This window comes from uncultured Gimesia sp. (genome assembly GCF_937919775.1).
GTDB lineage: Bacteria > Planctomycetota > Planctomycetia > Planctomycetales > Planctomycetaceae > Gimesia.
Map to the genome: position 1 here is coordinate 1 of NZ_CALFPF010000176.1, position 8,513 is coordinate 8,513.

Annotated in this window: 4 protein-coding genes; 3 read left to right on the forward strand and 1 reads right to left on the reverse strand. The window is 48.6% G+C overall.

Going from position 1 to position 8,513, the window contains the following annotated elements; all coding sequences use genetic code 11:
• The first annotated feature begins 393 nt into the window (after nt 1-393).
• Both Q0294_RS04805 and Q0294_RS04810 read left to right on the forward strand, forming a co-directional pair.
• A complete protein-coding gene (locus Q0294_RS04805; protein ID WP_299461475.1) occupies nt 394-2,808 on the forward strand; it encodes a DNA topoisomerase (ATP-hydrolyzing) in 2,415 nt (804 codons plus the stop codon).
• A gap of 94 nt (nt 2,809-2,902) precedes the next feature.
• A complete protein-coding gene (locus Q0294_RS04810) occupies nt 2,903-4,819 on the forward strand; it encodes a DNA gyrase subunit B (RefSeq protein ID WP_299461477.1) in 1,917 nt (638 codons plus the stop codon).
• Nucleotides 4,820-5,037: 218 nt separating this feature from the next.
• Here Q0294_RS04810 and Q0294_RS04815 read toward each other — a convergent pair whose 3' ends face one another.
• On the reverse strand, nt 5,038-7,239 hold the full coding sequence (locus Q0294_RS04815) for a hypothetical protein (RefSeq protein WP_299461479.1): 2,202 nt from the start codon (nt 7,237-7,239) through the stop codon (nt 5,038-5,040).
• Nucleotides 7,240-7,961: 722 nt separating this feature from the next.
• Here Q0294_RS04815 and Q0294_RS04820 point away from each other — a divergent pair.
• On the forward strand, nt 7,962-8,513 hold a 552-nt coding region (locus Q0294_RS04820), incomplete at its 3' end, for an ATP-dependent helicase (protein WP_299461481.1).

Genomic DNA, 8,513 nt, shown 5'->3' on the forward strand with positions numbered 1-8,513 from the left:
CAAATTTCTCGAAATTCGACTTTTCAGGTCTTCGGTCAACTTTGTAAGTTTCAATCGCCAGCCTGTGACCCTCTCAAAACGAAAGCCACTAGTCCAAATTTCGGCTGGCAGGAATCGTCGGAATGAGTCATTTTGTAACTACAATGACGATTCGTCCTATTTTCCCGAATTATGGTCTATTTAACGGGTTACGAGTGGCGTTATCTGTTAAATAACCGATTCAACAGGTACAATCCTTAATCTTTACACAAGCAATAAAATCAAACTATTTTCCTTAAGCTACCATGTGAAATGACCCGAATTTTGAACTAGAGCTATTCAGTTCGAACGGATATTAATAAGACAGCCCGCCGCTATTTTTCGGGCCGCGTTATCAATTTTTTGGAGAGACCTTTGGCTAAGCGAAAATCAGCCAATTCCGGCAAAAACAGTAATACGAATGGACAAGCCAGCATTGAAACCGACCGTATCGAATATGTTCCGATTAGTGAGATAACTCGGAAACGCTACCTCAATTACGCGATGTCGGTGATCACGTCCCGGGCCTTACCAGACGTCCGTGACGGCCTTAAACCGGTACAACGCCGTATTTTATATGTGATGTATCACGACCTGCATCTCGTGGCCAGCGCGAAGCCACGTAAGTGTGCCAAGATTTGCGGGGATACGACCGGTAATTACCATCCGCACGGGGATGCTTCCGTGTATGACGCGCTGGTGAGGCTGGCTCAGGACTTCAACCTGAGAAGTCCGCTCGTGAACGGACAGGGAAATTTCGGCTCGATCATGGGGCTGCCGGCAGCAGCAGCCCGTTATACTGAAGCCCGGCTGACGGGCATCGCCGAGCACCTGATGAATGAGCTGCGATATCAAACAGTCGAGATGCGTCCGAATTACGATGGAACGCGTAATGAACCTGTCGTTCTGCCCGCGCGGTTTCCCAATCTGCTGGTCAACGGGGTCCACGGAATCGCCGTTGGCATGGCGACGAATATTCCTCCCCATAATCTGGGGGAAGTGATTAAGGCCTGTACATTTCTCATCCATAATAAGGATGCGAGCGTCGCGCAATTAATGAAATATATCAAGGGGCCCGACTTTCCACTCGGAGGCCGCATTGTTACGGACAAACGCTCTCTGACCACCGTCTACAAAGAAGGGCGCGGCCCGGTGAAAGTCCGGGGAGAATGGAAACCTGAATCTGACGGTCGTTCCAAAGGGGACAGACGCATTATCATTTATTCGGTCCCTTACGGGGTCGAGACAGGTTCACTGCTTTCGGAAATTGGTGGGATTGTCGAGTCGAGAAAACTTCCGCAACTGGTGGATGTGGCCGACGAAACAGACGACCAGAACGGCTTGAAAATCGTACTGGAAATCAAAGCCGATTCCGACCCCGAAACCGTATTGGCTTATCTGTATAAGCACACGAATCTGGAGCAGAATTTTTCGGTGAACCTGACCTGCCTGGTACCCGATGAATCTGCAGTGCTCGTCCCCCGGCGCTGCGATTTGAGAGAAATGCTGCAGTACTTTCTGGATTTTCGTTTTGTGTCGGTCCGTCGCCGGTTCGAATTTCAACTAGAAATGCTCGAACGGCGGATTCATATCCTCAAAGGTTTTGAGATTATCTTTAACGACCTGGATAAAGCGTTAAAGTTAATTCGCGCCAGTAATGGCAAGCAGGATGCAGCGCAGAAGTTAATGGCCAACTTTCCGCTGGATGAAATTCAGACGATGGCCATTCTCGAATTGCAGCTTTATCGAATTTCCAAACTAGAAATTAATACGATTCGTGCAGAGCTGGAAGAAAAAGAGGCCGAAGCCAATAAAATCCGCAAGATTCTGGCGTCCGACAAACAACTCTGGAAAGTCGTCGAAAATGAACTCACTGAACTGGCGGAGGCGTTTCCTGAAAAACGACAAACCAAGCTTGGTTCTTCGGAGGAAATTGCCGAGTTCGATCCCCAGGCGTATATTGTCCGGGAAAACACAAATGTGGTTGTCTCCAGAGAGGGCTGGATTAAACGGGTAGGTCGCCTGAAAACAAAAGGCGAAACGCGGGAACTCGACAAAACGCGCACCCGCGAAGGGGACAGCGTGCTGGCAGTCACGCCGGGAAGTACGCTCGATAATGTGGTCTTTTTCTCCAGCGATGGAGTGGCTTATACGCTGCCGATAGAGCAGGTGCCTGTTTCCTCCGGATATGGCGAACCGCTTTCCAAACATGCGCGTATGAGCGATGGTGCGCATCTGGTCGCCGCCCTGACTACTGACAGCCGCTTCACACCCGAAGACAAAACCACCCGGAAACAACCGATTCCCACCCCGCATGTTCTGATTGTCACCGAAAAAGGCCAGATCATGCGGATCTCATTCAGTCTGTTTCGTACCCCTTCCACCAAAGCAGGCCGCAAATACTGTCGGCTGGCGAAAGAAGATCGTGTCATTTATGCCGGCCTGGTCGAAGAAGCCGAAACGATGTTTATTGCCACAAAGAACGCCCGCATCCTGCACTGTGCCATTGAAGAAGCAGCTTTGCTCTCCAATGCAGGAAAAGGGGTCAGAGGAATTAAGCTTGAAAAAGGTGACTCGGTGATCGGCGTTCTGCAGCTGTCTCGACCGAGTGACTGTTTGCGAGTCATCAATACCAGCGACAAAAAAATGACCTTTGGGCAAATGAAATATGGTGTCACTTCGCGAGGCGGCAAAGGGGTGAAAACCAGCCAGAGAAGCGGCTTTGCTGAAATATTGTATCCGCCAATTGAAATTGTCGACTGGGATGAATTAGGAGACGCAGAGGAGTAAACTAACGGTATACTATCTCCACAGACGAATCACCGGTCTCATATAAGATCACTTCTATTTTGCAGATTATTTAGAGAAATCCACCACAACTATTATGGCAACTGACGCAAAAAAATATTCCGCTGACGACATCGAAGTATTGGAAGGACTGGAAGCGGTGCGCAGACGCCCTTCCATGTATATTGGGGGAGTTGATACCCGGGGGCTGCATCATCTGCTCTGGGAAATCGTTGACAACTCGGTCGATGAATATCTGGCGAAGGAAGCGGACACAATTGTGGTCACGCTGCATAAAGACGGCGCCTCGTGCAGTGTCAAAGACAACGGGCGCGGCATCCCCGTCGATCAGCACACCAAAACCAAGAAGTCGGCTCTGGAACTGATTCTGACAACACTGCACGCCGGTGGAAAATTTTCTGATAAGAATTACGCGCGGAGTGGTGGTTTGCATGGTGTCGGTTCCTCGGTCGTGAATGCGCTGTCATCAGAGATGATTGCCACGGTGGTTCGCGACGGGTATCAATTCATGCAACGCTATAAACGGGGGAAACCAACCACGCCCGTTAAAAAAGTCAAACCGTTTCGCGGACATGGCACCGAGATCTATTTCCGCCCGGACGATGATATTTTCCGCCGCGTGCATTTCAACGCGGATACAATTCGACAACACCTGGAAGATGTTGCGTTTATTCACGGCGGACTGAAGATTACGTTTCGAGACGAAGTGAAAAAAGAGACTTACGAACTTTCGCATCCGGAAGGACTTCGCGGGTATCTGGAAAAACTGACCCAGGAACAGCAGAAAAAACCGGTTCACGAGCAGTTGTTTTTCGCGGAGAAGGAAGACGAGCATATCCGTGTCGAAATGGTCATGCGCTGGACCGATGCGACAGACGAGCAGGTTCGCAGTTATGTCAACGGAATTCGCACTCATGCCGGGGGCACGCACGAAAGTGGTCTGCGATCCGGCATTGCCAAAGCAGTCAAAAATTACATGGACGTGCATGACATCAAACACAAGGGTCTGGCGATTACGACGGAAGATATTCGCGAAGGCGTGCTGTGTCTGATTTCTGTTTTCCATAACGATCCGATGTTTCAGGGACAAACAAAAGAAAAGCTGAACAACCCCGAAGTCAGCAATTTTGTAGAAGGCATTGTGCGGCCGCTGCTGGAGACCTGGCTGAATAACAACCCGAGCATTGCCGATGCGGTTGTCGGCCGCATTGTGTTATCTGCACGCGCCCGAATGGCCAGCCGCGATGCGCAAAAAGAAGTACGTCGAAAATCGGTAACGAACCGGAAATCAACATTACCGGGCAAACTGCTTGACTGTCGCTCGAACAAGCCGGAAGAATCGGAACTCTTTCTTGTAGAAGGTCTGTCTGCCGGCGGGACCGCTGCGATGGGGCGCGACAGCCGTATTCAGGCGGTTTTGCCTCTGCGTGGAAAAGTATTGAATACGGAATCGCTGTCGATCTCCAAAATCATGGGGAACCAGGAAATCAAGGATCTGGTGGAAACGCTGGGAACAGGCATCGGTGCCAACTTTGAAATTCTCAACCTGCGCTACAACCGCATCATCCTGCTGATGGACGCCGACAGTGACGGTTACCATATCAGCACATTGCTGCTCACCTTCTTCTTTCGCCATATGCGGGAACTGATTCGACAGGGCAAGTTGTTTATCGCACAGCCTCCCTTGTATTGCATCAAGGTGGGTAATGAAAAATATTACGCGCAGGATGACGTCCAGAAGGAAGAAATCGTAGAGTCTTTCGCTGCGAATCGAAAATTCGAAATTGGTCGCTTCAAAGGTCTGGGTGAGATGACTGCCAGTGAACTCAAAGAGACCACGCTAGACCCGAAGCATCGCATTCTGCTGAAAGTCGACATCGACAGTCAGATCGAAGCAGACACGACCTTCAACCAGCTGTTCGGAAAAGATGCCAGTCTGCGCTACGATCTGATTATGCTGGAAGCCATCGAAGCGGATGACATCGATTATTAATCCTGCCGGAATTGATTTTGATGGGCTTCCTTTTGAATGCGTCAAAAGAAGTAAGAGTTTGTCGTCCACATTTTTGCCCGCTGATATTCGAACTGATTATATCATCTGAAAGACATTCGGGCCAACGGCGATCTCTGAAGAGTGAATACGCTACGTAAAAAAAGAGGCGAACCAAACGATTCGCCTCTTTCGCATTTTATTAAGCCGAGCGTGTCGGTTTATTTTGCTGCAGCAGTTTCTTCCACGGCTGGTGGAAGTTCTGCTTCAATTTTCTCCACTGTCAAATCGTTGCCGACAGTCAGAGTCAACCAGCCATCTTTGGCATCAATACCGGTGATGTTCAGAAACACGTTCCGGTTTTCCAGTTTGGCTTTAACCTGAGAATCTTCGACACGATCCGGGAACGCCTTTTCCATCTTGTTGCGAACAACACCAGCACGGGCAATCTGTGCTGCAATGCGATCAGGACGCACTACCGGAGAGGACTTGACGTCTCCTCGGGTGATGTGGATCTTGTCCCCTTCCACTTTGAAATGCAGAGGAACCGTAATGATCTGAGTTGGTACTGCGGTTTCACCTTTTTGCTCGAAACCGCAACGCAGAATGATGTTCAAAGTGTTATCGGTAATTTGAACTCGAATCGGGTCTTTTTCATCGAATGCCAGAATATTGGGTCCTTTGTCCGGATCTACAGGAGGTCGTTGCAGAGTCACTTTTCGATCCAGAAGATCAGTAATCGATTTTTCGAATTCTGTGATCAGATCCTGATCAGAAATTTTGCGACCTTCCAAAGCCATGCGTGAGAGGCTGTTATTCATCACAGACTCGTGCAATTGCAGAACAACGCTGTCTTTCGCAGAGATCGAAAGTGGAGGCGAATTGGCTGCCAATTCACCGGTATCCATCAAGCGAGTACGAACATAGAGATGACTGTCAGTGGAAGCATAGCTGCGTGCTGAAGGGAACAGGCCGTTATCTTTCAGACGTTTATTCAATTCGCCACCCACTTTTTCATTGGAACGAGCGATGCGTTCATCCACTTCTTCATCAAAGCGAGGACGGACTCGATCACGTACTCTTTGAGCAGCAATGGCTTCTGCTTCACCGCGTAATTCTTCGGTGCGACGGTAAGCCATGCTTCGTCCCAGACTTGATAACAGCGGAATCCGATCCAGTTTTGTGCTGGCTCCCACCGTGGTATTATTCGCATCTACCTGAACCCAGGCAGGCTCTGTGGTAAAGGTATCGCCATCAAAGTTGATTTCTTTTCCACCCCAGATCTGATGATGACCTGAAGTATAAATGGTAGCCTGATTAGTCGTACCGGATGTTTCACTGTTGGTAATACCAGACAGTGTCAAGTCAAAGCGAAGTGTCGTATCGCTGGGCTTGAAATCGACTCCGACTTCCGTTGTGGTTGCCTGATTGCCGGTGACATAAGCCCCTAGAATACAATCGACCACAGGGCCTTTTTCACAAGTACTGTCATTGATCAGACGGTTAATGAAATCCTCAGCAACCATCACACGCAAGTTGTAGTTAAAGTAATTATTCCGCAGTGCATCCGTTAATGGTCCCAGACCACCTTCCAGTTCCTGACGCAACTGGGCATAAGCCTTGCGTGCTTCAAAGGCATTTTTACCGCTTTGAGTGGCTTCGTATTCTTCCAGGTTCGTTACCAGTGCTTTCAACTCCTGACGCACCTGGCTGGCATCAACTTTCTTGCCTTCTCCCTGAGCGTCTGCCAGGAATGCAGATACCGATTTTTCCAGGTCTTTGAATTGATCCCGGTTAAAGAATTTTCGCTGCTCTGCATCTTCAAGTGCACCGCGCGATTCGAACTTTGCTTTCAGCGATTTTAAAAGATCAAGCAATTCTACTTCGGAATAGCTGTTCTTGACTTCCTTCTGAAGTTCGTTCAACTGCAGATATTCGACCCAGCCATTGCCATTGTCTAACGTGCCCAGGTATTTTGTCAGCGCTTTCGCTGCTGCTGCCAACTTGTCCTGCTGTGCCTTCAGCTGTGCTGCTTTGACAGCTCCCAGGTCTTGTCCTAAGGTTTTGAGCACTGCATCGGCGATCTCAACACGTCTTTGCAGACGGCTGGAGTAGTCTGCCAGAGCGGCCTGACCTTTTGCTTCTGTAATTTTTGCCTGCAGTGCAGTCAAAGTCTGCTGCTGCTGTTCCAGAGTTAAATCTGACTCATACAGCTTGCCCAGCAGATCCGAAACCTGCTTGTCCCACTCGACCCATTTCCCTTCTAGTCCTTCGGGGGATTCTGAAAGATCCTCGGGAGTTTCGGCCGGCAGAATGCCTTGTAAGCCCACGTCCTCTTTTTGAGGTTTTTTGTCTTCGACAGCCATCGTGGTTGTTACAACCAATGCTAAGCTGGCAATACCTAAAACTGCTAAGCTGACCATACCGAAATATTTTTGATTATTTCTGGAAGGTTTTGATTCCTTGAGAAGCATGTCTGATCGCACTCCATCGACAAAGGGATTCGAAAAACGGCGGCCACAGTTCATCTAGAACACAGGACCACTTTGGCCCGCATTACAAATTAGTAGAGGTGGAAACTACCGTTGTAAAATATTTTATCGTCATTTACTGGCAAGGAATGTGTGTTGAATTCATACATCACCCCTGCCATTTAACTTTTAAAACATCAAACTCTGTAAAACCCTGTCTATCATCAGGTTTTAAAAACAATCTCATTGGATTGCAGAATTCTTGTTCATTTTCATGGCGAAATTATTGGCTGAACAACCCGGATAAACATCGCAACCCCTACAACCGATAAGGCCGGGCCGCATATATTCGCACTGCAAAATATCCAGGCACATCATAACACTGCCTCTGCGCAGTTTAGTGGACCCGTAAATATTGTGCAATCAACCAAAGCAACTTGTATTCGCAACATTAACAAAACACAAATACTGCTCACGCAAGTACACCATAAGAAAGGGGCGTCTTTATTCTAGTCTCATCTCCTGCCAGATCTCAACCAGCACCAATTGGCAACGAATCTCCTGCCGATCATGGTGAATAATAAGTGATTCGATTTGGAATTTCAGAGCAGGCATCGTACATTGGTCATTTTAAATGATCGCATTCTTTGCAACGACACGAAAAGGAATTTCTCTTGGATTTTCAGCAGGTCCTGACACCACCGCAATTTGCAGCGGTTTCACAACACGAAGGCCCTTTACTGGTGCTCGCAGGCCCCGGCTCTGGAAAAACGCGTGTGATCACACATCGCATTGCTTCTCTGATCCACGCACAGATTCCTCCTCAGCATATTTTAGGGATCACATTCACGAACAAAGCGTCAGACGAAATGAGCGAGCGGGTTCGGAAGTTAATTCCGGATTCACGAGTCGAAATCTCGACTTTTCACAAATTCTGCGTTCGGATTCTAAGACGGTACGGAAACGTAGTCGGGCTCGACAGCAATTTTTCCATTTTTGATACGACCGATCAACAACAATTAATTCGTCACGTCCTGAATGAATTAGACATCGATACCGTGGCCTACAATCCATCAACGATTGGCTCAATGATCAGCCGCGCGAAGAATGACCTGATCACTGCAGAGCAGTTTGTTGAAGCCTATCAGGAATCGTTCGGCGATCATCTGCAGGCCGTGGCCGCGCGCGTTTATCCGGTATACCAAAGGCTGTTACTCGAATCGAAC